Annotated in this window: 20 protein-coding genes and 1 tRNA gene; 13 read left to right on the top strand and 8 right to left on the bottom strand. The window is 58.6% G+C overall.

Annotated features, from left to right (window positions below; genetic code table 11):
* Positions 1 to 97: 97 nt before the first annotated feature.
* Together ubiB and A9404_RS02615 are read right to left on the bottom strand one after the other, a co-directional pair.
* On the bottom strand, positions 98 to 1,762 hold the full coding sequence (gene ubiB, locus A9404_RS02620; protein WP_066098407.1) for a ubiquinone biosynthesis regulatory protein kinase UbiB: 1,665 nt from the start codon (positions 1,760 to 1,762) through the stop codon (positions 98 to 100).
* Positions 1,759 to 2,406: a ubiquinone biosynthesis accessory factor UbiJ gene (locus A9404_RS02615; RefSeq protein WP_066098405.1), complete on the bottom strand. Its 648-nt coding sequence runs from the start codon at positions 2,404 to 2,406 to the stop codon at positions 1,759 to 1,761. Before A9404_RS02615 ends, ubiB begins: the two co-directional genes overlap by 4 nt.
* Before the next feature lie 236 nt (positions 2,407 to 2,642).
* On the opposite strand from A9404_RS02615, the gene A9404_RS02610 reads away from it, so the two are divergent.
* A complete protein-coding gene (locus A9404_RS02610; RefSeq protein ID WP_066098403.1) occupies positions 2,643 to 3,590 on the top strand; it encodes a CHAD domain-containing protein in 948 nt (315 codons plus the stop codon).
* A 57-nt stretch (positions 3,591 to 3,647) separates the two neighbouring features.
* Here A9404_RS02610 and A9404_RS02605 read toward each other — a convergent pair whose 3' ends face one another.
* The 6 genes from A9404_RS02605 to A9404_RS02580 form a co-directional block, all read right to left on the bottom strand.
* A complete protein-coding gene (locus A9404_RS02605; protein ID WP_066098401.1) occupies positions 3,648 to 4,376 on the bottom strand; it encodes a class I SAM-dependent methyltransferase in 729 nt (242 codons plus the stop codon).
* A 194-nt stretch (positions 4,377 to 4,570) separates the two neighbouring features.
* Positions 4,571 to 5,035 (bottom strand): DUF302 domain-containing protein, encoded by a 465-nt coding sequence (locus A9404_RS02600; protein WP_066098399.1) that lies wholly within the window; start codon positions 5,033 to 5,035, stop codon positions 4,571 to 4,573.
* A gap of 308 nt (positions 5,036 to 5,343) precedes the next feature.
* Positions 5,344 to 6,120, bottom strand: coding sequence for a pirin family protein (locus A9404_RS02595; protein WP_407645317.1), 777 nt, complete (start codon positions 6,118 to 6,120; stop codon positions 5,344 to 5,346).
* A gap of 120 nt (positions 6,121 to 6,240) precedes the next feature.
* Positions 6,241 to 6,316: transfer RNA gene (locus tag A9404_RS02590), tRNA-Ala, on the bottom strand.
* A gap of 176 nt (positions 6,317 to 6,492) precedes the next feature.
* Positions 6,493 to 6,789, bottom strand: coding sequence for a cell division protein ZapA (locus tag A9404_RS02585; protein WP_066098395.1), 297 nt, complete (start codon positions 6,787 to 6,789; stop codon positions 6,493 to 6,495).
* Between the two features lie 4 nt (positions 6,790 to 6,793).
* Positions 6,794 to 7,081: a hypothetical protein gene (locus A9404_RS02580; protein ID WP_156521209.1), complete on the bottom strand. Its 288-nt coding sequence runs from the start codon at positions 7,079 to 7,081 to the stop codon at positions 6,794 to 6,796.
* Between the two features lie 275 nt (positions 7,082 to 7,356).
* Between A9404_RS02580 and A9404_RS02575 the strand changes: the two genes are divergently transcribed.
* From A9404_RS02575 to A9404_RS02520, 12 genes are all read left to right on the top strand, one after another.
* Positions 7,357 to 7,893 carry a YecA/YgfB family protein gene (locus A9404_RS02575; RefSeq protein ID WP_197490405.1) on the top strand — a complete coding sequence of 179 codons (537 nt, stop codon included), beginning with the start codon at positions 7,357 to 7,359 and terminating at the stop codon, positions 7,891 to 7,893.
* A 17-nt stretch (positions 7,894 to 7,910) separates the two neighbouring features.
* Entirely contained in the window at positions 7,911 to 9,260 is a 1,350-nt protein-coding gene (locus A9404_RS02570; protein WP_066098389.1) for an aminopeptidase P N-terminal domain-containing protein, read from the top strand.
* On the top strand, positions 9,260 to 10,477 hold the full coding sequence (locus A9404_RS02565) for an FAD-dependent oxidoreductase (protein ID WP_082922674.1): 1,218 nt from the start codon (positions 9,260 to 9,262) through the stop codon (positions 10,475 to 10,477). Before A9404_RS02570 ends, A9404_RS02565 begins: the two co-directional genes overlap by 1 nt.
* Positions 10,478 to 10,544: 67 nt before the next feature.
* Positions 10,545 to 11,720: a UbiH/UbiF/VisC/COQ6 family ubiquinone biosynthesis hydroxylase gene (locus A9404_RS02560; RefSeq protein ID WP_066098387.1), complete on the top strand. Its 1,176-nt coding sequence runs from the start codon at positions 10,545 to 10,547 to the stop codon at positions 11,718 to 11,720.
* Between the two features lie 144 nt (positions 11,721 to 11,864).
* A complete protein-coding gene (locus tag A9404_RS02555) occupies positions 11,865 to 12,245 on the top strand; it encodes an Mth938-like domain-containing protein (RefSeq protein ID WP_066098384.1) in 381 nt (126 codons plus the stop codon).
* 34 nt (positions 12,246 to 12,279) lie between these two features.
* On the top strand, positions 12,280 to 14,046 hold the full coding sequence (gene ycaO / locus A9404_RS02550; RefSeq protein WP_066098382.1) for a 30S ribosomal protein S12 methylthiotransferase accessory factor YcaO: 1,767 nt from the start codon (positions 12,280 to 12,282) through the stop codon (positions 14,044 to 14,046).
* Positions 14,047 to 14,450: 404 nt separating this feature from the next.
* Positions 14,451 to 15,395: a sulfur oxygenase reductase family protein gene (locus A9404_RS02545; protein ID WP_066098380.1), complete on the top strand. Its 945-nt coding sequence runs from the start codon at positions 14,451 to 14,453 to the stop codon at positions 15,393 to 15,395.
* A gap of 89 nt (positions 15,396 to 15,484) precedes the next feature.
* On the top strand, positions 15,485 to 16,777 hold the full coding sequence (locus A9404_RS02540) for an NAD(P)/FAD-dependent oxidoreductase (RefSeq protein WP_066098378.1): 1,293 nt from the start codon (positions 15,485 to 15,487) through the stop codon (positions 16,775 to 16,777).
* A 102-nt stretch (positions 16,778 to 16,879) separates the two neighbouring features.
* Positions 16,880 to 17,764 carry a DUF1641 domain-containing protein gene (locus tag A9404_RS02535; protein WP_066098376.1) on the top strand — a complete coding sequence of 295 codons (885 nt, stop codon included), beginning with the start codon at positions 16,880 to 16,882 and terminating at the stop codon, positions 17,762 to 17,764.
* Positions 17,765 to 17,952: 188 nt separating this feature from the next.
* Positions 17,953 to 18,942 (top strand): AAA family ATPase, encoded by a 990-nt coding sequence (locus A9404_RS02530; RefSeq protein WP_082922673.1) that lies wholly within the window; start codon positions 17,953 to 17,955, stop codon positions 18,940 to 18,942.
* Between the two features lie 6 nt (positions 18,943 to 18,948).
* The gene (locus A9404_RS02525) at positions 18,949 to 19,878 is read left to right on the top strand and encodes a DUF58 domain-containing protein (RefSeq protein ID WP_066098374.1); all 930 of its coding nucleotides are present in this window, start codon (positions 18,949 to 18,951) and stop codon (positions 19,876 to 19,878) included.
* Complete coding sequence (locus tag A9404_RS02520; protein WP_066098372.1) at positions 19,875 to 21,938, top strand: transglutaminase TgpA family protein; 2,064 nt, start codon at positions 19,875 to 19,877, stop codon at positions 21,936 to 21,938. The genes A9404_RS02525 and A9404_RS02520 overlap by 4 nt, the downstream gene beginning before the upstream one ends.
* Positions 21,939 to 21,979 lie beyond the last annotated feature (41 nt).

Here is a 21,979-nt window from a genome sequence, read left to right as displayed (position 1 = left end):
ATTCCCTACGGTTATACGAAAGACGCATCCTGACGATAGATCGAGGCGCATCCTAGAGAGTCAGGATGACAGTTTCATGATTCGGCACTCGTGAAGGTCAAAGCCGCCGGAAGCCGAAATAGGTAAACACCAGGCCGCTGATGAATGTTGCCCAGCCGAGCAGGGACAATTGACGCCAGCCGGACCAATGCAGCAAGTCAGCCCCTTCGGAAATCACGAAAGCCAACAACAGCAGGCTGCCCAACCAGGTGAATTGGTTGCGTCGGGATTGTGCGCGCATTTCAAGACGCAATGCCTGCAATTCGCGTTGCTGTGCAGCCATTTGTTCGGTTTGTCGCTCGGTGTGCTTGAGCGCCGTAATGGCTAGACGAGGCAATTCGGCAAAATGTTCGACCGCAAAGGGCAACTCGTTTTTGAATCGCTTCAAAAAGGCTTTGGGGCCGATGCGTTCGCGCATCCAACGCTCGATGAACGGCTTGGCGGTTTCCCACAGATCGAGGTCCGGATAGAGTTCACGACCCAGGCCCTCGATCGCCAGTAGGGTTTTCTGAAGGAGAACAAGCTGGGGCTGAACCTCCATGTCGAAACGGCGGGCAACCTGAAACAGCCGCAGGAGGAAATGCCCGAACGAGATATCTCGTAGCGGCTTCTGGAAAATCGGTTCGCAGACCGTCCGGATCGCCGACTCGAACTCTTCAACGCGTGTACTGCGTGGTACCCAGCCCGATTCGACATGTAATTCAGCAACACGACGGTAGTCTCGGTTGAAGAACGCATGGAAATTTTCCGCGAGATATCGCTGATCTTCAGGCATCAGACTACCGACGATGCCGAAGTCGATGGCCATGTACCTTGGCTGCTCGGGATCACTGGCATCGACAAAAATGTTCCCGGGATGCATATCCGCATGGAAGAAATTGTTGTCGAAGACCTGCGTGAAAAAGACCTCGACACCGCGCTCGGCCAACACCTTCATGTTGACGTGCGCAGCACGCAGCTGATCTGTCTGCGCGATCGGTATTCCGAAAACACGCTCCTGGACAAGGACATCACGACGACAGAGGTCCCAATAGACTTCGGGCACGTAGAGGAGCGGCGATCCCTTGAAGTGCCGTTTCAATTCGGCGGCATTGGCCGCCTCGCGTACAAGGTCAAGTTCGTCGTACAGGGTCTTTTCGAACTCGCCAACGACCTCAACAGGATGCAGCCGCGGACCCTCGGCCCAGTAGCGTTCAGCCAGACGAGCGACCGCATAGAGAATTTCGAGATCCTGGCGGATTCTGGCCTCGACGCCGGGACGTACGATTTTTACGATGACGGCGGTGCCGTCCTTCAGCGTAGCGGCATGGACTTGAGCAATCGACGCAGATGCCAACGGTTCGGCCGTGAACGCAGCAAAAGCCGTATCCGTCGACATGCCCAGGGCTCGTTCGATGCGGGCCCGCGCCTCGTCCGCCGGAAACGGGCGAACCCGATCCTGAAGCGCAGACAGGGCGTTGGCGTATTCCGGTGACAGCAAATCCCGACGCGTCGACAACATCTGGCCGAACTTGACGAATATGGGCCCCAGATCCTCGAGCGCATGGACCAGTCGTTCTCCATGGGAACGTCGGCGATTATTGGATAACCAGTACCAGGGCGACAGGTACTTGATGAACCGGAAGGAACGCAGAATGGGCAACCCGAGTACGATCTCGTCCAGGCCATGCCGGTACAGAATGTATTGAATGACCACCAGTCGCCAGAGAATGGAAAGCTTCATGTCCGATTCTCCGCGCTTTCCGTCATGCGTTGCGTCAGACAACGAATCCGCGCCTCGAGGCGATCCACATGATCCCGCGCGCCATCCACCTCATCCATCCAGGACTGCACCGCGTCGGCCGGCACGAGCAACTGCCGCTCGTAGACAAGAAAATCAGCCTGTTCGATCTGCCGAGTCCGACGCCAATCCGTAAAGTTTTCTCGGAAGCGCATCGCGCGCCGTTCGAGCAACCCGGCCGGGCCTACGCCAATACGCTCAGCCAGGATCCCGAAAAAATCGATGTCCAGTTCATTCAACACGCGCAGAAATGATTCGGCCGCACGCGGATTCCCATCGATCCGGATGTCTCCGGAAAACAGGGCGTCCATCCCCTCGCTGCCGGTAGTCGCGAGCCGTGCCAATCCAATGGCGCTTGTGGTGATCTGTGCATCGGGCATGGCGTCGAAATCGCGACGAATCAGAATGGTGCCCAGACTCGTCGGTGTGAGATAAAGCCTGAGCGTCGGGGACGTAAGATGAATTTCGAATACAAGACCGGACAGAGTCGCCATTCGGTCACGTGCCGACACATCCTCACCGATCGCTTGATTGACGATACGTTCTGCGGCCAGAAGCAGTGGCAGCGGAAATTTGGCTTCGATCATTGAACATCCAGTGTGGCGAGATAGAGCAAGTACGGGGCATGGTTCGGGAAATTGCTGCCGGCAATCCACCAAAGTCCGGCAATCTTAACAAATGGCGCACATTTCTGTGGCAGGATTATCCTTGCTGCCACAAGGGATAACGAACCACGAATCGGATGATGTTCAGGGAAGGCGGAGGATGAAAGCCGATATCGGTGATCACCCCCGTCACCAGAGCGCAAAACTGAGGACAGAACATGAGCCTGCCGTTGATTGAACCTGCCGACGTAATCCGTCCGGCCGGTGTCGTAGCTGAACAGATTCTCAAACTTGCCCAGTCCAGCATGCGTCAGGCATATCGACTGTGGCAACAGCCCGATGTGCTGGAACAATCGCCCGATGACTGCCAACAAGAAGATTTACTGCACGACTTTCGGGTCGAACTGCGGCGATTGCGCGTCTGGGTGCATCAGACCCGGACACTGGTGCGCACCCGGAGACAGGCGCGCATGGACCTTCGATGTTTTGCGCAAGGAACCAACCCATCACGTGATCTCGAAGTGATTTTAGGCCTGCTGGAGTCCTGGCATGCTGACCGTGAACCACGGCCTGAGCATCCTTCTCCGTTGATCGAACCGGTGCTCCGTCGCATCAATCAAATGGAGGCAAAGACCGAATCCCTGACGTTGACCGGCCTTGCGCCCCGGTCACGTAAGGGAAAACATCCTGCCTTCGGCGTATGGCTCAGTATGCAGATCGGAGCTCAGCACCAGATGATCCGCTACATGAGTCAACAAAGTGATGCCGAACTCCATCAGGCGCGCATTCATGTCAAGCATCTGCGTTACCTGATCGAACCACTGAACAAGTTTACGGGGACCACCGAACTCATTAACTTGCTGAAACAGATGCAGAATAGACTGGGCACGTTGCATGACCTGGCGGTTTTGCGCATGTCCATTCCCGGATTCGTGGCAGAACCGCTGGTAGCTGCGCTCGAATCGACGCTGACATCCACCTCCGGCCGCTGTTCGGTGGAGCTCAAACGCATTTTTGCCGGGCAGCGGGATGAAGTCGTTGACGTCATCCGCTGGCAATCCGATCGATACCAGGAAACCATCAAGGCCTGGCAACGAGAACGCGATTCATTGATGCTGGCGCTCGAAAGCGGACTTGAGGCGCTTTGCCATCAGCTTCAGGCTTGATAAAAGGACGCACTGGTAGCGCACACGATCGGCGCGCATTATCAGGATCCCCGCCCGCTAAACGGCAGGACGCCGCAATAGATCGACGCGAATGGGCATCACGAAATTGGCGCCGTCCGCGCCCACAAAATCCGCGAAACGCTGACGGATTTGCTCATGAAGTTCCGGTGAAATGCGAAATTCGGAATGGGTCACCTGCATGATGCGCTGTTCGAAGTCCGCAAAGTTCTCAAACCGGTTTGGTGTATTGAAGAAACGCTGTTCGACAAGCTCCATGACGCCTCTGTCCACGGCTCTACGCACTGCATCGAAAGCGGCCTGGCGCACGATGGCCTCGTCATTGAATAATCTCAGCACCTCGTTGAAATCACCGGCATAGACCGGCTCGGAAATGTACGCCAATCCGCCGGGGCGCAGAACACGGGCAATTTCGCTGAATGCCGTATCCATGAGATCCATCGGTACGTGATGCAGGGACTTGAACATCATGACGATATCGGCACTGGCATCCGGTGCAGGAATGGCCTGAGCCCCAGCCAGGACAAACTTGACCGTCGGAAGATCGGTAATGGCCAGATTTTTCTCATGCTGTCGGGTATCGACTTCGCAGGCCAGAATGGAGGCCGGATGCCCCGTTTCGGCAATCGTGCGCGTATGCTTGGCGGCGCCGCAACCCAGCTCGATGATGTCAGCGCCCTCCAGGGGCAGCAATTCACGATAAATCTGCGTCTCATCCACCACCGTATGAATATCGGGGTTCTGAATCATCATGTGTTGCGTGGTCACCCGGGCCTCCAGAAATAGGTCAACGAAATCACCGATAGTTAGGCTGGTATATAGTAGCAGCCCAAAGGGACGCTCGCCTGTGCGTCAGGTGGAAAACCGGCGCCCAGACAAGAAAAAAGGCAGACGACGCGTCTGCCCAAGCACAGAAGAAACAATCCCGCCCCAACAGGGGGCGGTACAAACGCCCGTAGAACTCAGTGCATGCCGGCGTCAATCGCCGCTGTCACCATATGTTCCAGCTTGGCCAGCACCGGTTCCGCCGCACTGCCCTTAGCCGTTACAGTCGGACGGACGAACAGCGCCGTGGCCATGCCATCCTTTTCAATAATCGTCAGATGAAGCGGACACGCAGCCAGGAGTTCCGGATCCTTGTTGCTGACGCCATTGGCAATACCACCGTTGCAGAAGACGATACCCGTGATGCCATCAAGGTGATTCAGATTGTATTTCGCGCCCATTTCCGCCTTGTGCTTGGCCAGCATCTTGCTGATCGGAATCTCGGTTACCACATGGAACTTGTGCGATTTCAATGCACTTTCCATATGGGCCACCGCATCCGGGAGCGACATTTTGGCCGATTTCTCGTAAACCGTTGTCGTGGCCGCATGTGCGGAAAAACTTATCAGGCAACCCAGTGCGAGCAGCAGTGTCTTTTTCATCAGAAATCTATCCTGTTTTGTTACGGTTGGCGGGCACTCCCGGTCAAAGAATGAGCCGAGGCGCGTCGTGAACCCATCTCGGGCCAAGTCTCATGATGGCGAGACGAAGATGGCGTACATGAACCATGACGAGATTCACCCCGGACTTATTCCAAGCCAGGCGAAATAGTAGTAGGGATATCTGTTTGGTTGTCCGAGTTGCACACGCCTGGGGAGCCGGTCACCCCATGACGACGAGACAATTCGACTAGACGAATATGCCTTTCTGATTGCGCAGGGACATGCAGGAGCGCGATATGATCGGGGATCTAGGGCAGATCGAACAACAGCGCTTCGTTGATCACATCTTCCGACGCCAGGCCAACGAACTCGAGGACATCGTCCGCCCTGATCGTAGCGCCATCGCCAGCGGACAAGACGGTACCGTTGACTGAAATACCCCCGGAAACCACATGCACGTAGGCACAGCGATCAGCGGAGATCACATGGGTGGCCTCCTCGCCGGCCGACAGTCGCAATTGAAGAAGCAAGGCATCCTGATGAAGCCGCAGCGATCCATCCCGCGCATCAGGTGAAGCGATCAGCTGCAGCCCGTTTCGTGGATCGAAACGCTTTTGCTGATAACCGGGTTCAAGTCCCCGTCGATCAGGCAAAATCCAAATTTGCAGGAACTCCAAGGGCTCTTCGGTTGAAGGGTTGAATTCGCTATGGGTGATACCGGTTCCCGCCGTCATCAGTTGGAATTCGCCCGCCGGCAAATGCTCGACATGACCCATGCTGTCCTTGTGTGCAATGGTACCCCGCTTCACGTAACTGATGATTTCCATATCCTGATGGCCGTGCGTGCCAAAACCACGACCGGGGATCACCTTGTCATCATTGATCACACGGAGCGCGGAAACGCCCATATGCTCGGGATCGTAATAATTGGCGAACGAGAACGTGTGACGGCTCTGCAACCAGCCATGGTTAGCCTGACCACGCTCATTGCTGCGGCGAATTTCAATCATGATGCACGCTCCTGCGGCGGGGTAATGACTCAAGCACTGTGTACAAGCACCGAGTATATGATGCAGCGAGACCATTTGGTCTGATGCCGATGAGGCGTCGCGAATGCACAAAACAAGAAACCCGCAGGATTCGAAGATCCTTGCGGGTTTCTTGACGCTGAGATTCGCGATTTGAAGACGAGTGACAGCGTAATTTGGTGGAGCTATGCGGGATCGAACCGCAGACCTCCTGCATGCCATGCAGGCGCTCTCCCAGCTGAGCTATAGCCCCGTTGTTCACAGGTGGGGCGCATCTTACCGTGTTAAATTTTGGTGTCAAGCGGCCGGCGGGCGTTTTTTTAAACAGAGGACGACGCTGCCCTGCGCCGTGCAGCCGAGAGCCTTCAGTCCCGCGGATAACTGGCTGAAACGCGATGCGTCTCTCTAATGGTGGTGTTCTCCGGAGAGTCAGGGATGCGGAATATCCCGCAAAACGCTGTCGATGAGTTCAATCAGCTCGGGCGTATGATCCGACGCACACCCAGGAGCATTCCCGCTTTCGATCAGTTCGCGCGCGATGTTCAGCGCGGCCAGCACGGCGACACGTTCCGTACTGAGAATCTGTCCGCTTTTCTTGACCTGGATCATCGCCTGATTGACGTAATCCGCCGTGCGAAAAAGGATCGCCTGCTCTTCCGGCGGGCAGACGATCTTATAATCCTTTTCGAGAATACGAACGGTGATGGGTTTGAGTGTGTTGTTCATGACATTACTGCTCCATCATCCGAATCTGATCGGTCAATTCCTGAATCTGCTGATGCGTGTGCTGCAATATCCGCCGCAATTTCGCGTTATCCTCGGCAAGTCTTTCTGCCACGGCCGACTGATCCCGTTGCTTGCGATCCAATGCACGACAGAGTTCGATCAGGGCATTGATCCTGATTTCGAGACCTGCGGCTGGATCCCCACTCAACGCGGCATCGTTGTTATGGGGGTGAGCCGGGTTCACGGAATCGAATACCGAAGGAGCTGAGGGATCGGCTGGCGCGGCAGACATGAACGGTTACCTGATGCTGGGTTTGTGAGGCGTGCTCGGAGCCCGGACGGCTCGCGTAACGAATCGCAGGGACCAGTCTATCATTTTGTGGCCGTTGCATTGACAATATCCCACCCGGAATAGAAGGTTCCAAAAAGTGATGGCTGCACCGCGCTCATATCCAAGACTGAGTGCCTCGCCGTCGCTTTCATGAAGAGCCTCTTGTCCCCAACAACGGCAACGATGAATTCCCCGGAAACAAGCGAGCAGGTATGAATAACCGATACCAGAACACGATGTCTGATCTACAGGAACTCGGTTCCACCCTCATGCCGAGTGAAGCCCAGGGCGTCCTGATCGGCATGTGGCTGGGCGCCGGACGGACATCGGAGTCGCAATGGCTGCAGGAACTCGTCGACGAACCTGCCTCCCTGGCAATCCCGGCCAGCTTGCGCGCGCTTTATAGCGTTCTCGTGAATCAGATGACCACCGCAGACAGTTTCGGTCTCGACTTGTTGCTTCCGGATGACGACGCGCCCTTTCAGACACGTTTGACCGCCCTGATCGAATTCGCCCAAAGCGTTCTGTACGGCTACGCCGTGGCCAAGGGACCCGCACCGCAACATCTGGCCGAAGACGTTCGCGAGGTTTTTGACGATCTGCAGGCAATAGCCAGCCTGGATGATCAGGCCGACGGAAGCGGCGACGATGAGGCTGATGACGAAATCAATCTGCAGGAGATCATCGACTATCTCAGTGCGGCTTTGATCGTCATGTACATTGGTATGCATCCGCCCGTGCCGACCACCGAGTCCACGCTCCGCCAACATTGAACTTTCAAAGAGTCCCCATGAGCGAGTCATCCCTGACCCAACAGGATCAAGCCGAATACGCACGGCGTCGCAAGCGATTAATGAAGGCCATCGGCAAACGCTCCGCGGTCGTCGTCCCCGCGGCCGAAGAGCTGATCCGCAACAATGACAATCATTACCCGTTTCGACAGTCCAGCGATTTCCATTATCTGACTGGTTTGAACGAACCGGACGCACTGCTGGTGCTCTGCCCCAAGCGGTCCGAAGGCGAAATTGTACTGTTCGTGCAGCCGAACACCCCCGAAAAGGTTCGTTGGGACGGCCCCCTCACCGGCCTTGAGGATGCCTGCCGTGTATACGGTGCGGATCAGGCCTTTCCCATCGACGAAATCGACGATCACCTGCCGGAACTGCTGGCCGGATACGAGCGACTGACCCTCCCCTTCGCCAACCACGAATGGATGCTTCGCGCCCTGAGTTGGTTGGATGTGCTTCGCCAGCGTGGACGCTCCGGAATCGTGCCGCCCCAGACCCTGAAGGATCTGGCCGAGCCGCTGCACGAACTCCGGTTGATCAAGTCACCGATAGAAATCTCCCGCATGCGGCGGGCGGCCGCCATCTCCGCAGAGGCGCACCGTTTTGCAGCCAGTGCCATTGCCGAAGACATGTACGAATTCGAGGTCGCCGCACACCTGCAACGGGTGTTCTACCAGCATCATGGTGAAGCCTCCTTTGCGCCGATCGTCGCCACGGGCGCCAATGCCTGCATCCTGCACTACCGGGCCAATGCCGCACGCCTGGAATCCGGGCAGCTGGTCCTGGTGGATGCCGGTGCGGAAATCGAACATTACGCCGGTGACATCACGCGCGTATGGCCCGTCGATGGCATCTTCACCGCCGCCCAGCGCGCCGTCTACGAGATCGTACTGAACGCACAATTGGCCGCCATAGACGCCATCCAACCCGGTGTGCCGTACAACGCACCGCATCTGGCTGCGGTACGCGTGATTGCGCAGGGTCTGCTCGATTTGGGGTTGCTTGAGGGAAGCATCGAATCTGTCATTGAATCAGCCACCTATAAGCGGTTCTTCATGCACAATACCGGCCACTGGCTGGGGCTCGACGTACATGATGTCGGCCGCTACAAGGTGGATGGCGAATGGCGCGAACTGGCGCCCGGCATGGTGCTGACGGTCGAACCGGGCATCTACATCGACCAGGATGTCGACATACCAGAGGCTTATCGCGGCATCGGCATCCGCATCGAGGACGACGTGCTGGTCACCGAAACTGGTGCGGAAGTCCTGACCCATGGCGTACCCAAGACCGTCGCGGACATCGAGTCTTTCATGAACCGTTCCACTGCCGGCAAGGCTTTGGATCTGTAATGAGCGACTTGGACTTGGCCGCGATGGAACAGGACATCGTCATCGTCGGCGGCGGCATGGTGGGCAGCGTACTGGCCCACGCGCTCAGCCGGGATGGGTGGCGGGTGACCGTACTGGAACGCGCCACCAAAGGACACTCGCCCAGCTTCGACCATCGACTCACGGCCCTTTCCGATGCTTCCTGGCGCTATCTCGACGATATCGGCCTCATCGACTCCGCTGCAGACCGCCGAGCCCAACCCATCTGCGAGGTGCGCGTGACGGATCATGGCCACTTTGGCATGACCCGAATCACGACAGCCAACAATGGCGGCGTGGCTTTAGGCCGGGTCATGGGCAATCGCGCTCTGGGCGAAGCCATCGAACGGGCGCGTGAACGATCCGGGACGTCGGGCGCCATCCACATGCTCCAGCCCGCAGGGTATCTCGGGCATCAGCTTGAAGGCACCGGCACGGCGGGGCGTATCCGCGTGGATATCGACTATCAGGGTTCAAGTCATACCTTGACGGCACGCCTGCTGATCGCCGCGGATGGCGCGGGATCAACCGTGCGAGCAGCCACGGAAGTACCGGTTGCAACACAGGCCTATGGCCAGACGGCCATCGTCTGCACCGCCCTGCCCGCCCGGGCGCATCATGGGGTTGCCTTCGAGTGCTTTACCCGGGGTGGCCCACTGGCGATCCTGCCGGCACCGGACGGTCGAGTGTCCGTGGTCTGGGTCAATCGCGACGAACAGGTTTCCGAATTGACACACTTGAGCGATGAGGATTTTGCCCGGCGTCTGGATCATCTGTTCCGACATCGCCTCGGCGGTTTCTCCCAATTGACGCCGCGCCATGCCTATCCCTTGAATCTGGTCACGGCTCAGGATCTGATCGAGGATCGACTGGTCATTCTCGGCAACGCCGCTCATGCATTGCACCCGGTTGCCGGACAAGGCTTCAACCTGTGCTTGCGCGACGTGCGCGATCTCGCCGTCCATTTGCGGGCGGATCGCGGCGAATTCGTCGATCCGGGCGATCCGGCACGTCTGGCGGCCTATGCCGAACAGCGACGGAGCGACTACCGACGGACCATCGGCCTGACCGATCGCCTGGTGCGCGGCTTCAGCCTGGATCTACCCGGCCTCGGCATGGTGCGTGGTGCAATTCTGTCCGCCTTCGACGGACTGGTGCCGGCCAAGAATCGATTGGTCCGACTGACGCGGGGCTTGTGATGCGACTTTCCGCTACAGGTCTCGAACTTGATCAGCAGGACCAAATGACCTGCGACAGGGAGATTTGATGAATCAGACGACTTTCGATGTCCTCGTGGTTGGCGGCGGCATGGTCGGCGCCAGTGTCGCGCTCGCTTTGGGGCAGTCGGGTTGGCAGGTCGCACTGATCGAGGACAAACCTGTTCCGGAAATGCCAAGTGCCGATACCCCCTTCGATCTCCGTGTTTCGGCCCTGTCACCGACGAGCATCGCCTTTCTGGACGCCCTCGGCGTCTGGCCCTTGATTCGGCATCAACGAACCGCCCCCTACCGCCGCATGCGCGTCTGGGATCAGGCCGGATCCGGTGACGTGACCTTCGATTGCGCGGATATCGGCCTACCCGCCCTGGGACATATTGTCGAAAACGGTCTGATCCAGGCGGCGCTTTGGCGGAAAATCGCCGATGTCGACACGATCACCTGTCTGCGCGAAACAAGCCCCGTCGCCATGAACGTGGCAACGGATCGCGCCAGTCTCGCCCTGAGTTCGGGCGAGACGCTGACGGCCGATCTGGTCATAGGGGCCGATGGTGCTCAGTCCTGGGTGCGGCAGGCAGCAGCGATCGATATTCAGCTGCTCGATTATCGAACCGGCGCACAGGTGTTCTCAGTCATCACCGAATACCCGCAGCAGGACATCACCTGGCAGCGATTCACCGCCCACGGCCCTCAGGCCTTTCTGCCCCTGGCCGGCAATCGCGGCTCGCTCGTCTGGTACGACGATCTGGATGCCGTCAGGACACGTCAGAGTTGGACGGACGATCAGTTGCTCGCCCGACTCCATGCCGAATTCCCCGCCGAACTGGGGCGCATCGTTGCCATTGAACGACACGGGCATTTTCCGATTCGCCGGATGCACGCGGATCGCTATCAGGCCGAGCGCGTCGTCCTGGTCGGCGATGCAGCGCACACCATCCATCCTTTGGCCGGTCAGGGCGTAAACCTCGGCTTTTACGATGTCATGGCCCTGCTCGACTGTCTGAAAGATGCGGACGACCTGGGCAGTCGGCGTGCCTTGAAGCGGTATGAGCGTCTACGCCGCGCCGACAATCTGATCACCCAGAGCGGCATGGACGTGTTCCATTACGGCTTCCGGCTGCAGAACCCGATTCTTGTCCATCTACGCAATCTCGGCTTGAGCGCCGTCGCGCATATCCCACCGATCCGCAAGGCCGTCGGACAGTTCGCAAGCGGTCAGCGCTGAACTGCCTGTCGATCCCCACCACCCCGATTCCACGCTAAACTTAACGAAAAAATCGGTTGCCGGACGACGACGATCGTTTCGATCCCCTCGATTCCATCATCGTTCTCGAAGCTACCGCCCCATTCCAGACAGTCAGGAGCCCTGATGCGACTTTCACTCGATGATTCCGGACAACGCTTTGTCATCCGCGGATTTACCGACACCCTCGTGCGAATCAACAATGAGGAACTCACCCGGAGCTTTCTGATGACACCCGAGCAGATTCAGGGCGACATCGCCCTGACCTCGGTCAGCGATCTTACGCCCGATCATGTGGATGAACTCTGTATCGACGATCCGGAAGTACTGATCATTGGTACCGGCACCCGTACACTGCGCGGCAGCGCGGAATTCCAGGCACAGATCCTGCGCCGAGGCATCGGTCTGGAATTCATGGATACCGGCGCGGCCTGCCGCACCTTCACCGTACTGGCCAGCGAACTGCGCCGTGTTTCCCTGCTGGTTTTCCTGCCGGCGCAGCACTGACACCCCCTATCCATCCGATCTTCAGGATCTCCCCATGACCGAACAGACCTACATCACCGGCAAGGACGCCGCATTGGAAGAAACCATCGCGCAGGTGCAGAAGCAATTGGCGCAATTGGGATTCGATATCGAGGAAACCCGCTGGTTGAATCCGGTGCCCAACTGCTGGTCGGTACACATTCGGGACCGCAACTGCCCGATCCTGTTCACCAACGGCAAGGGCGCCAGCCGCAAGGCGGCACTGGCCTCTGCGCTGGGGGAGTTCGTGGAGCGACTCGGTTCGCAATATTTCTTCGGCGACTTCCACTGGCACCGCGAAAGAACGGAAGCCGGTGTCCATGACCCGCGCGAACGCTGGTTCACGATCGAGCAGCCGGGTATTCGCCCCGAAGGGCTGCTCGACGATGCCCTGTGGCGGCATTATCTTGCCGACGAAATGCGCGTCACGACGGAGGACTGGATCGATTTCAACAGCGCCGTATCGGATGCCGTCTGTGCCCTGCCCTACACCCGCATCAGCGACGATGAGACGGTGTATTTCCCCGCCAACATCGTCGGCAACCTCTATGTCAGCAACGGTCTGACCGCCGGCAACACCCCGTATGAGGCGCGAACCCAGGGACTGTCCGAGGTGTTCGAGCGTTATGTGAAGAACCGTATCATCGCCGAAGGCATCGCCCTGCCTCAGATCCCCGATGCCGTCCTCAACCGCTTTCCGACCATCGCCACAGCCGTGCATGCCCTGCGGGAACATGGTTTCGGTCTTCGCCTCATGGATGCCTCTCTGGGCGGCCGCTACCCCGTGATCTGCGTGACCCTGATCGATCCGCAATCCGGCGGCGTGTTCGCGTCCTTCGGTGCGCACCCGAATTTCGAAGTCGCCTTCGAGCGCACCGTCACCGAACTGCTTCAGGGCCGAGCACTGGACGATCTGCACGGCTTCCACCCACCGACGACCGACCGCGAACTGGTGTCCGACCCGCAGAACCTCGAACTGCATTTCATCGATTCATCCGGATGGATCGACTGGCGCTTCTTCCGCGATACACCGGACTATCCCTTCGTGGACTGGGATTTTACCGCCGAGGACAATCACGCGTGCTTCGCCCGACTCTGTGCGATCGTCACGGACGAAGGTTATGACGTCTATGTGGCCGACTACACCCATATCGGCCTGTATGCCTGCCGGATCCTCGTGCCCGGCATGTCGGAAATCTACCCTGTCGACGAATTGTACGACCGCAATAACAATATCGGACTGGCCCTGGTTCCTTTCGTTGAACGTCTTGGAGCGCTTGATGAAACCGATTGCGCGGCACTACTGGACGAAATCGACGGCCTGGATCTCGACTGGCTGATGCCGGTCACGGACGTGATCGGGTTAGCGGCGGATCCCGGTTCTGCCTGGTCCAGCCTTCGGCTCGGCGAACTGCGCGCGCTGACGCTCATGCAGACGGATGCACGCAAGGATGAAGACGAACGTGAAGCCATTCTTGATTGGCTGGCGACCGTTCCGCCCCTCCCGGAAGATCGAAAATCTGTTTATCGGGCAGCGGTTGCCCTCAACCAGCTTCATGATGCCTTCGGTATCGCAAGAACACGGCAAACGCTGCAGTCCACGCTCACCGTGATGTTCACGGCGGAGACACTGAACAGCGCCGAACGCCTGCTGGCCGGACAGGCCGGATTCCTCGACATTCCCTCACTGGGCACGAACTATTCGAACAGTCAGCGCCATCAGGCACTCATCGCCGCCTACGAACGCGCCTTCGCCGCCAAGAATCCACGATCCGAGTCCTGATCGACCAAAGCCGTACATTCCGTCCCCGCTTGCCTGACTGGAATCATGCGGGGAATAAATAGCGGTATTCGCACCCAAATAAGCGTCGAACACCAGTGAGCGGCTACGGCGATCGAAATTCTTCATTATAAATAAATCGTCATTTATCAAAATCAATCAATAAAAATATTTAATAAAACAGAATAATAGCCCGATACACCCATTTCGCATCATATTGCTCTGATTCCTATCGGGCCGCCATCGAGGAGAACAAAATCCAATTCAATAGTCCAATTAAATCAATCATCGCTATCTTGCGATAAACAAAGGCTATTTGAAGTCGGAAAAAAGGCGTCTAGTCTTTGAGATATAAAAAAAATCAAACATTGACAGCCAACCTCAATTCACTTGCAGGAGAAGCGATCATGTCAAATGAAAATCCCATTATCGCCATCAACATGACGAAAATTGCCAATCGGCCGGACAGCTACGAAACCATGATGAAGGTTGGTCCGAAAGTCTGTATCACCACCGCCTCCCATCCCGGTTTTCTCGGTTTCGAGCAAATGCTTCAGACGGGTATCCACCCCATGGCCGGTCGCTACGGTGGCGGTGCCATCGACATGCGGGAAACCCTGAATCCGATGGGCATGTTCCAGTACACGGTCTGGAAGGATGTGCGTGCGCACGAAGAAATGCACCATGACAACTTCAAGGAAATTTTCGAATTGTGCGGTAGTTGCCTCGACATGGTAATTGAAGGCCCCTGGGAGCCCTATTTCGAGGTCATTCAATCCGATTTGCCGCAAATCATGAGCATCACGGATGTCCCCCAGGTTCTCGGGGATTCGTTCGCACAACAGAAGCAGGTGCCCAAGGTCGCGCTGGCGAGTCAGCGGGCGGTCGTGATTGGCGATCACTGGGTGATGCACGGCCATGAAGAGGACTTTGAAAAGGGCGCCGTGGAAACCCTCCAATGGATGAAGGAAAACGTACCCGGCATGATCGGCTGGATGGTGATGAAGCAATTCGGCGTATCCGCCATCGGCTCATTCCAGCTCGATCCGGAAGGCGCCATGAAGGCCGTGTCCACCCTGGGCGCCAACCCACCCGAATACAACACCAACTACGGCAACGAAATCCACGACAAGCCGCCGATTCCCGGACAGACCCCCGTGCAGTATCTCGTGCACATCGAATGGGAATCCCCCGATCATGCGCACATGGGTCTGGGGCACGCCATGGTCGACTACGAGCTCCGCCAGATCCACAACAACGGCGTCCTCGCCCATCTCGACAAGGGCCCGTACTACATGATCTTTGCACCGATGATGGAGCAAGGCGTGTGGCGCAAGCACCTCAAGCACTGACACCCGCATTCGCGCGATCGTCATGCTGACGACCGTTCGCGTCGTCAAGGCAATCACAACCCTGTTGCAACGCAGAGGAGGACAGCATCATGTCCAGCAAACCCAAGGTTCTCGTGCTCGGCGGCAATTTTGCCGGTCTGGGCACTGCTCAGAAAATCCGTCAGTTCGCCGGCGACAGCGTCGATATCACGGTGGTCGACCGGAAAAACTATCTGCTGTTCATTCCGAACATCCCCGCGGATGTCTTCGAGAACAGCGACCCGGCCTCCAGCCAGCGAATGGACCTGATTCCGGTACTGGCCAAGGATCATATTCAATTCGTTCAAGGTGACGTCACCGGCATCGACGTCGACAACCGCAGCGTACACTTCACGCCCAGCGAGCGCCCCGGCGGCGCTCCGGGCAAGCTCGATTACGATTATCTCGTGATTGCCCTGGGCAATCGACTGGCCTTCGAGAAAATCGAAGGGTTTGCCGAGTACGGCGACAGCGTCAGCGATCTCTATCTTGGCAACCGTCTGCGCGAGAAACTCTGGAACGGCGGCTATCAGGGCGGTCCCATCGCCATCGGCTCCGCCCGATTCCACCAGGGGGACGGTGCCGAAGGCCTGGAACCCTATCCGGGCGGCAGCATTCCCAATGCCGTCGCCGCCTGCGAGGGACCGCCGGTGGAAGTGATGCTCTCGGCCGCCACCTATCTCAAGAAGACCGGTCAGGGCGGTCCGGAAAAGATCACCGTGTTCACGCCTGGTGAACTGATTGCGGAGGATGCCGGCGAGCAGGTCGTGGGCCAGTTGCTCGACATCGCTTCCGGGATGGGATTCAACTACGTCAATAATGCCGAGGACATTCGCCGCATCACGGCCGAAGGGGTCGAACTGGCGAATGGACAGACGATTGAGGCCGAACTCAAGATCATCTTTCCGGATTGGGTCGCGCACGATTTCATGCGCGATCTGCCGATCACGGATAGCGAGGGCTTCGTCGTGACCGATCTCTTGATGAAGAACCCCAAGTACCCGGAAATCTTCGCCGCGGGCGATGCCGCAGCGGTCACGGTGCCCAAGTTGGGCGCCATCGGGCATCAGGAATGCGAAATCGTCGGTCGCCAGATCGCGCTCGCCGTCGGCCGCATGAGCGAGAAAGCGGCCAACACGCCCCTGCAGCCGGTCGTCAACTGCATCGGGGACATGGGGGATAACCAGGCCTTCTATATCCGCTCCAACAGCTGGTACGGCGGATCCGAGCAGGTACTCAAGATGGGGCACATCCCGTTCCTGCTGAAGATGCAATACAAGAACCTGTTCTTCCGAACGCAGGGGAAGGTGCCGGATTGGGGGCTGGATTTCTCCAAGCTGATGGCGGAAAAGCTCTCGGCTTGAAGCCGCACGTCTGGGCAGAGTACCCGTCGAACGACGGAGGTGCATTTCCTTCAAGGGGAATGCGCCCCGGCCACCCCATGGCAAGTTTCAAAGGAGTTCGTCATGAATCCACGAACCGATAACGAATCCATGTCGCTAACCGCTGAACAGTGGCAAGGTCTGGCCCGTCTCGGGGACCTGGGCAATCAGTTGTCCCAGTTCCTGGATGGCCCGATGGCTTGCGTCGTCACGGATACACTCAACCGGATGGGAAACGCAACGGCGGAATACGATGTGCCGGCGCTGGCGAGTCATCTGCTGCGGACCTTCCATGTTCTGGACCGCGCCGGCGTCTTACGACTTTTGGCGGAAAATGCCGAGTGGACGGTGACGACCCTCGAGTCGCTCGGTCCGACCCTCGGACAATGGATCGTCACGCTCCGGCAGATGCCGATCGATGAACTGAGGGCCGATGCGGAAAGCCTGCTGAAGACGTTGCATCGACTCCGATTGATTGGCGATTTCGTCGAGCACCAGCTGGCCGGTACGTTGACGAGCGGCGTTGCACAGGGCAGCGCATTCGTCACCCGGAATGACACCGACAAGGCGTTGATCGGTTTGCTGGAACTGCTGGGCAGACTGCACCGAAACGGCACCCTGGACCGCGTCGGTGATCTGACCGACTATCTGGCCGGGCTCGACGAAGGCATGACACTGGATTCATTTGCCGAACGTCTGCTTCAGCAGTCATCGCATCCTCGAATCGATCAGATGATGCATCTCGTGCACAGTGCCGAGGAAGCCATGCAGGATGCGGAAAAGGACGAAGCGCATCTCGGCGGCATCGGCGGATTGATGCATCTGCTGCGCGACAAGCAGGTTCAAAAAGGGCTGCGCATGCTGTCCGTGCTGCCCGCCTACATGAACCGGCCGAAACCCAATGGCCATGCTACCGGCTCCGGCAAGGGGAACCCAGAACAGACGCCCCACCCCGTTCGGCCACATTGAATGCGCCTGTAGCGCAATGCCAACACGGGTTGCGCATTCTTCAGTGCGATGCGATGTTCGGCGCCCACCCTGATGACGACGTGTAGCGTCCTCTCGCATCCCTAAGGACGAAAAGCGAGAACCGCGTGCTACGCTGTGATGACGTCAATGACGGGTTTTTCTGTGTCATCACTGAATGGATTGTCACCATGACCGCACCGCAGCCACTATCGGAATCTCTAGCCACCAATCCGGATTCCGTGCTCGACAGTGTCACAGGATTGCAACTCAAATCACTGGAAATCATAGAAAATACGTCCGGGATCGTGCTCGGAAAAGCCGACGTGGTCCGTCAGGCACTTTGCAGCGTGCTGGCCGGTGGACATCTCCTGCTGGAAGATCTGCCCGGGTTGGGCAAGACCACGCTCGCGCATGCGCTGGCGATTAGCCTTGGCCTGCGCTTTCGCCGATTGCAGTTCACGGCGGACATGCTGCCGTCCGATATCCTGGGCATTTCGGTATTCGAGCCGAATTCGAAGGCATTCCGCTTTCATCCCGGCCCGATCTTTACGGAAGTGCTGCTTGCCGACGAGATCAACCGTGCGCCACCCAAGGTACAGAGCGCCTTGCTCGAAGCCATGGAGGAGCGGCAGGTGACCATCGACGGCAAACGCTATCCGTTGCCGGAAGCGTTTTTCGTGATTGCCACCCAGAATCCGACCCATCAGCAGGGCACCTACCCGCTCCCCGAATCCCAACTGGATCGATTTGCGCTCGTGATCGGGATGGGCTATCCCGACCCCGCAGTCGAACGGGCGATGTTACAGGGCGTGGGCGGCCGTCAGCATCTGGGCGAACTGAAACCCGTCATCGATGCCCGACAACTCGTCGCCATGCGTCAGGCCGTTACCCGAATTCATGCCGGTGAAGCAGTGATTGATTACGTGCAACAGCTGCTGCAAACGAGTCGCAACGAGGCAAGTTACGGGGATGGCCTGTCTCCCCGGGCCGGCTTGCTGCTGTTGCGTCTGGCGCGCGCCTGGGCCTATGTCGATCAACGCAGTCACGTTTTGCCCGATGATGTCCAGGCCGTCCTGCCCGGTGTGGTAGCGCATCGCCTGTCTGGCGGCGCTGGTGGTTCACCCGCCACCGGTCAGGCAACCGCACAACGACTGTTGCAGGCCGTCAAGGCGCCGTAAGCAGGCATGCAAGCGTCAGGGCGTGTCTGTACGCTGAAACCCAATCGCATTGGCCTGGCCTTCATCGCGCTCGCCATCGTGATGCTGCTGGCTGCCATCAATTACGGCAATAATCTTGTGTTCTTCATCAGCTTCCTGCTGATCGCCCTTATGGGCAACAGTGCCTGGCAGACTCGCCGCCAGCTTCGCGCATGTACCCTGCATCTCGGTGATATCCCGCCGCGCCATGCCGGGGACAGTGGCTCCTGGTCCATCAGAATCGAATCATCGATGACGAATCCCGCGCTGACGATTCGCCCGCTCGATGATACGCCGGCACCGACGCTGATCCGGAATGTCCAAGCCGGGGTACCCTGTCCCTGTTCATTGACCCTGGCGAGTCGTTCACGGGGCTACCATTCCGCCCCGGATGTCGAGATAGCCACAAACTACCCGATCGGGCTGTGGACGGCACGTTGCCGTTTCTCTCCATCCGGCGTGATGCAGTGGGTCTACCCGAGACTACACGGCTCACTGCCATTGCCGGGAACTGCCGGAGAAAACAAATCGCCCGAGCACCCCAACCCTGCGCCGCTCACTCAGACGGAGTTCGATCATCTCAGAGCGTATGTACCGGGAGACCCCCTGGCCCACGTGGCCTTCAAGCAATGGGCCAAAACAGGCAACCTCGTGACCCGGCAGCATGCGGCCGAATCGGGCATCGGCCGGGAATATGTGCTGGATTTCAATCAGATACCCGGTCAAACGGAGCAACGACTGGAACAGCTCGCCGCCTGGATCGTAGAGCTAAGCGTGCATCAGGCACCCTATATCCTGCGATTGCCGGGGCAACCGGACCACCCCGGACTTGGGGCTGAACATCAGCGGCGCACCCTTGAGGTACTGACCCGATTTCGGCTGGCGCAGCACCCATATACCCAGGGTGAGGGATCATGAGCCGCGCCGCCCGGACCCAGCCCAACCGATCCGACACACACGCCGGGCCAGTCGTCGTGACGCTCGATCGACCGCTCATCGCCGTCACCCTAATCGCCCTGCTCTGCCATCTGCCGCACCTGCCCCTGTTCGCCTGGCCCTTGCTCGCGGCCGGTATCGGCTGGCGCCTGCTTCATGAGTGGCGCAAATGGCCCTTACCCCCGGCCCTGCTGGTAATCCTTCTGGGCTTCATCAGCGGTTTTCTGGTCCTGTTCACCTATCACAGTCTTTGGGGTCGCGATGCCGGTGTGACGCTACTGACGTTGGCTGCAATGCTCAAGCTGCTGGAAAGTCGACAGCAGCGAGACCAGTATGTCCTGCTGCTGCTGGGATTTTTCCTGATCGTGGCGCTTCTGCTTTACGATCAGGGTGTCCTGTTCGCACTGATCGCGCTGAGTCTTTTCTGGGGACTTGTCGTTGCGTGGATCGGCATCAGCAACCCGGGCATGACGGCCATCAAGCCCAGACTCAAACCGGCCGGGGTTTTGATGATCGCCGGACTGCCGGTCACCTTTGCCCTGTTCGTGCTCTTTCCCCGCCCCCCGGGCGCGCCCTGGGGCGCGCAGCAACCGACGATCCAGCAGGCACGAACAGGATTATCCGATACGCTGAACCCCGGATCCTTCGAGCAATTGGCGAGCGATCCCGCCCCCGCTTTTCGCGTATCGTTTGCCGGACCGATGATTCCACCGGCCGAGCGTTATTGGCGGGTTCTGGTGATGAGCAGCGAGGACGACGGCATCTGGCAAGCGGACGGTCCAGGCTTCGGTCCGACCTCCGCCAAACTCTCTGCGGATTGGACGGCTCAAAGCGCGGTCACCTACACCATCACCCTCGAACCGGCCGAACATCGCTGGTTGCCCGCGCTGGCACTGGCCATCGAACGGCCATCCCGGAGCATCATCAGCCCCACGGCCACCCTGTTCGCCTTGCATGCACTGGTCGATCGCTACCGATATACGGTCACCTCGAATATCGACTACCGACTCGATCCGAACCACCTCGACCCCGCCACGCGTGCCCGGGATCTCGAACTCCCGCAGGATGATCCCCGCCTGAAGGCGCTGGGTCGGTCCTGGCGCCATCTCTCGCCACTCGACGCACGAGACAAGGCACTGGATTACTTCCGTGCGCAGGGGTTTCGGTACACGCTGACCCCGGGCAAATTGCCCGAGCACAATCGCATGGACGACTTCCTGTTCACCACGAAACGGGGTTACTGCGAGCACTATGCGAGCGCATTCACCCTGCTGATGCGCGCAGCCGGTGTGCCCGCACGGATTGTCACCGGGTATCAGGGGGGCGAAGTGGTCGGCGACTATCTCCTCGTCCGTCAGGCGGATGCCCATGCCTGGAGTGAAATCTGGGTCAAGAATCGCGGTTGGGTTCGCGTTGACCCGACGGCGGTCGTCGCGCCCGAACGAATCGCCTCGGGCGTGGCCAACGCGGCCCGTGATGATGCCGCCCTCCCGGCTACCCTGCGGCGTGAAGCCGGGCTGGACCGACAGTTCGCGCTCATCGGAGACCGCCTGCAGAACGGCTGGAATCAGTATGTGCTCGGCTATGGTGGTGACACGCAAAGCGATCTGCTGGCAAGACTGGGACTGGCTGCCCAGGGACTGGGTGGTCGATTCCTCGTCGCCGCCATTGTCGCGGGCGTCGTATGGCTGATCGTTCTGATGTTCTGGCGACTTCTTTCACGCCCCAACCTCGCCCATCTCGGAGCCGCCCAACGGGCCTGGTATCCTGTGGAACGCGCGCTGACTCGGCTCGGCATCCCGCGCACGCCCGAGGAAACGCTTCAAACCTACTGTCAACGCGCCAGTCGCGCCCTCCCATCGCAATCGGCCCTCATCGACCAGCTGCACAAGCTGTTCAGTGCCTGGCTCTTTTCCGCCAATTTCAGTCAACGCAGTCAGAAACTTGCCGAAGTAACCGCCCGTCATGCCATAAGGCAACTCACCCTGCTCTATTTCCTTCGGCGCTTGCGGGGATGGTTCGGCGCGGGCCGACTGCGCTGATACCACCCGCTTCCCTTCACGGCGTTCACACTGAAAAATCC

The sequence above is a fragment of the Halothiobacillus diazotrophicus genome, assembly GCF_001663815.1.
GTDB classification, from domain to species: domain Bacteria; phylum Pseudomonadota; class Gammaproteobacteria; order Halothiobacillales; family Halothiobacillaceae; genus Halothiobacillus; species Halothiobacillus diazotrophicus.
The sequence above is the reverse complement of the archived record's forward strand: the minus strand, read 5'-3'. Positions and strand labels throughout refer to the sequence as shown.

What these genes read in the sequence shown, in the direction of transcription:
- A9404_RS02560 (WP_066098387.1), top strand. Translation starts at nt 10,545, where the DNA reads ATGAATCAGACGACTTTCGATGTCCTCGTGGTTGGCGGCGGCATGGTC.
- A9404_RS02520 (WP_066098372.1), top strand. Translation starts at nt 19,875, where the DNA reads ATGAGCCGCGCCGCCCGGACCCAGCCCAACCGATCCGACACACACGCC.
- A9404_RS02525 (WP_066098374.1), top strand. Translation starts at nt 18,949, where the DNA reads ATGCAAGCGTCAGGGCGTGTCTGTACGCTGAAACCCAATCGCATTGGC.
- A9404_RS02570 (WP_066098389.1), top strand. Translation starts at nt 7,911, where the DNA reads ATGAGCGAGTCATCCCTGACCCAACAGGATCAAGCCGAATACGCACGG.
- A9404_RS02535 (WP_066098376.1), top strand. Translation starts at nt 16,880, where the DNA reads ATGAATCCACGAACCGATAACGAATCCATGTCGCTAACCGCTGAACAG.
- A9404_RS02545 (WP_066098380.1), top strand. Translation starts at nt 14,451, where the DNA reads ATGTCAAATGAAAATCCCATTATCGCCATCAACATGACGAAAATTGCC.
- ycaO (WP_066098382.1), top strand. Translation starts at nt 12,280, where the DNA reads ATGACCGAACAGACCTACATCACCGGCAAGGACGCCGCATTGGAAGAA.
- A9404_RS02555 (WP_066098384.1), top strand. Translation starts at nt 11,865, where the DNA reads ATGCGACTTTCACTCGATGATTCCGGACAACGCTTTGTCATCCGCGGA.
- A9404_RS02580 (WP_156521209.1), bottom strand. Translation starts at nt 7,081, where the DNA reads ATGTCTGCCGCGCCAGCCGATCCCTCAGCTCCTTCGGTATTCGATTCC.
- A9404_RS02610 (WP_066098403.1), top strand. Translation starts at nt 2,643, where the DNA reads ATGAGCCTGCCGTTGATTGAACCTGCCGACGTAATCCGTCCGGCCGGT.
- A9404_RS02595 (WP_407645317.1), bottom strand. Translation starts at nt 6,120, where the DNA reads ATGGTCTCGCTGCATCATATACTCGGTGCTTGTACACAGTGCTTGAGT.
- A9404_RS02530 (WP_082922673.1), top strand. Translation starts at nt 17,953, where the DNA reads ATGACCGCACCGCAGCCACTATCGGAATCTCTAGCCACCAATCCGGAT.
- A9404_RS02575 (WP_197490405.1), top strand. Translation starts at nt 7,357, where the DNA reads ATGTCTGATCTACAGGAACTCGGTTCCACCCTCATGCCGAGTGAAGCC.
- A9404_RS02540 (WP_066098378.1), top strand. Translation starts at nt 15,485, where the DNA reads ATGTCCAGCAAACCCAAGGTTCTCGTGCTCGGCGGCAATTTTGCCGGT.
- A9404_RS02615 (WP_066098405.1), bottom strand. Translation starts at nt 2,406, where the DNA reads ATGATCGAAGCCAAATTTCCGCTGCCACTGCTTCTGGCCGCAGAACGT.
- A9404_RS02565 (WP_082922674.1), top strand. Translation starts at nt 9,260, where the DNA reads ATGAGCGACTTGGACTTGGCCGCGATGGAACAGGACATCGTCATCGTC.
- A9404_RS02600 (WP_066098399.1), bottom strand. Translation starts at nt 5,035, where the DNA reads ATGAAAAAGACACTGCTGCTCGCACTGGGTTGCCTGATAAGTTTTTCC.
- A9404_RS02585 (WP_066098395.1), bottom strand. Translation starts at nt 6,789, where the DNA reads ATGAACAACACACTCAAACCCATCACCGTTCGTATTCTCGAAAAGGAT.
- ubiB (WP_066098407.1), bottom strand. Translation starts at nt 1,762, where the DNA reads ATGAAGCTTTCCATTCTCTGGCGACTGGTGGTCATTCAATACATTCTG.